The sequence below is a fragment of the Ruegeria sp. D4 genome, from assembly GCF_056534475.1.
Genome location: NZ_JBQFPJ010000038.1, coordinates 1 through 2,500 on the forward strand (window position 1 = coordinate 1; position 2,500 = coordinate 2,500).

Consider the following 2,500-nt stretch of genomic DNA (forward strand, 5'->3'; position numbering starts at 1 on the left):
TGGTTGCGGGAGCAGGATTTGAACCTGCGACCTTCAGGTTATGAGCCTGACGAGCTACCGGGCTGCTCCATCCCGCGACACTTTTGATGACCTAGCGCTTACGCTACTTGAGGTCTTGTGTTGGCCTACCGCCTATTCGGCTACTTGAGACCGGGTAGTGTTTTTTCATCGTCAGAGAGAAGGGGGATTTTGCTAGGTTTGGCGGTGACCTACTCTCCCGGGGCTTAAGCCCAAGTACCATTGGCGCGGCAGTGCTTAACTTCCGGGTTCGGGATGGGACCGGGTGTTTCACTTGCGCTATGACCACCAAACCGAGGAAAATCCCCGTCGCTCTTTTTGCCAAGCAAAAAGGCGACGCGCAGGAGGCAGCGTATTCGCGAAGCGGATGCGCGTTCCTGCACAGTTGTTATGTCAATCAACACCGTGCAATCCGCTTTGCGGATTGTCACGTCATTGTCCAACTCAAGGTCGGTGTATGCTTCTGGTTTGATTTTGTCTTTCCATTACTGGATCAAATCAAGCCTATCGGGCGATTAGTACCGGTCAACTGAACGCATTACTGCGCTTACATCTCCGGCCTATTGACGTGGTGGTCTTCCACGGCCCTCAGGGAGACCTTGTTTTGAGGGGGGCTTCCCGCTTAGATGCCTTCAGCGGTTATCCTGTCCGATCATAGCTACCCAGCACTGCCGTTGGCACGACAACTGGTCCACCAGTGGATCGTTCACCCCGGTCCTCTCGTACTAGGGGCAACTCCTCTCAAGTCTCCTACACCCACGGCAGATAGGGACCGAACTGTCTCACGACGTTCTAAACCCAGCTCACGTACCTCTTTAAACGGCGAACAGCCGTACCCTTGGGACCTGCTCCAGCCCCAGGATGAGATGAGCCGACATCGAGGTGCCAAACACTGCCGTCGATATGGACTCTTGGGCAGTATCAGCCTGTTATCCCCGGCGTACCTTTTATCCGTTGAGCGATGGCCCTTCCACTCGGGACCACCGGATCACTATGGCCGTCTTTCGACTCTGCTCGACTTGTCAGTCTTGCAGTCAGGCTGGCTTCTGCCATTGCACTCAACGAGCGATTTCCGACCGCTCTGAGCCAACCTTCGCGCGCCTCCGTTACGCTTTAGGAGGCGACCGCCCCAGTCAAACTACCCGCCACGCAGGGTCCCGGATCCGGATAACGGACCGCGGTTAGACATCAAGAGTGCGAAGGGTGGTATCTCAAGGGAGGCTCCACAGGTACTTGCGTTCCTGCTTCAAAGCCTACCACCTATCCTGCACATCACAATCCTGATGCCAGTGCGAAGCTGTAGTAAAGGTGCACGGGGTCTTTCCGTCTAACCGCGGGAAGCCTGCATCTTGACAGGCAATTCAATTTCGCTGAGTCGATGTTGGAGACAGCGGGGAAGTCGTTACGCCATTCGTGCAGGTCGGAACTTACCCGACAAGGAATTTCGCTACCTTAGGACCGTTATAGTTACGGCCGCCGTTTACCTGGGCTTCAATTCAAGGCTCTCACCTCTCCTTTTAACCTTCAGGCACCGGGCAGGCGTCAGACCCTATACGTCGTCTTGCGACTTCGCAGAGCCCTGTGTTTTTAATAAACAGTCGCCACCCCCTGGTTTGTGCCCCCAGCCCCTAGTTGCCTAGGAACCGGGCCTCCTTCTCGCGAACTTACGGAGGTATTTTGCCGAGTTCCTTCAACATCGTTCTCTCAAGCGCCTTGGTATGCTCTACCAGTCCACCTGTGTCGGTTTAGGGTACGGTCTGATGGAGGGCTATTTCCAGGAACCACTCAGCAGCCCAATCAATCCGATAAGATTGAACTACACCTGTGATCCGTCACATCCTCCTGGCCTAGGAATATTAACCTAGTTCCCATCGCCTACGCCTTTCGGCCTCGGCTTAGGGGCCGGCTTACCCTGCTCAGATTAGCTTTAAGCAGGAACCCTTGGACTTTCGGCGAGAGTGTCTCTCACACTCTTTGTCGCTACTCATGTCATCATTCTCACTAGTGATCTCTCCACCGGATCCCTCACAGGCCGGCTTCATCGAAAGAACTCGATCCGTCATTACACCCGCTGATATTTCACAGGTGGATGCAAATACGGATGAGTTCTATGTCACACTACGCTCTGCTACCATGCCTTACGGCATCCTAAGCTTCGGCTCATGGCTTGAGCCCCGTTACATCTTCGCCGCAGGACAACTTATTTAGACCAGTGAGCTGTTACGCTATCTTTAAAGGATGGCTGCTTCTAAGCCAACCTCCTGGTTGTTTTGGTCGTCCCACCTGCTTTCCCACTTAGCCATGAATTGGGGGCCTTAGCTGTAGGTCAGGGTTGTTTCCCTCTCCACTACGGACGTTAGCATCCGCAGTGTGTCTGCCATCTAGTACTCCCGGGTATTCGGAGTTTGGTTAGGATCAGTAAGCCTGTGGGGCCCCATTACCCATCCAGTGCTCTACCCCCCGGGGTATTCGGATGACGCTC

The 2,500-nt window shown here is 54.4% G+C and carries 1 tRNA gene and 2 rRNA genes (1 of these 3 cut by a window edge); all 3 read right to left on the reverse strand.

The features are described 5' to 3' along the window. Nucleotides 1-77: transfer RNA gene (locus ACR0MI_RS23505), tRNA-Met, on the reverse strand. Nucleotides 78-196: 119 nt separating this feature from the next. Beyond that, nucleotides 197-311 (reverse strand): 5S ribosomal RNA (rrf, locus tag ACR0MI_RS23510). A gap of 201 nt (nt 312-512) precedes the next feature. Next, a 23S ribosomal RNA gene (locus tag ACR0MI_RS23515) occupies nt 513-2,500 on the reverse strand; it runs 855 nt beyond the window's last position.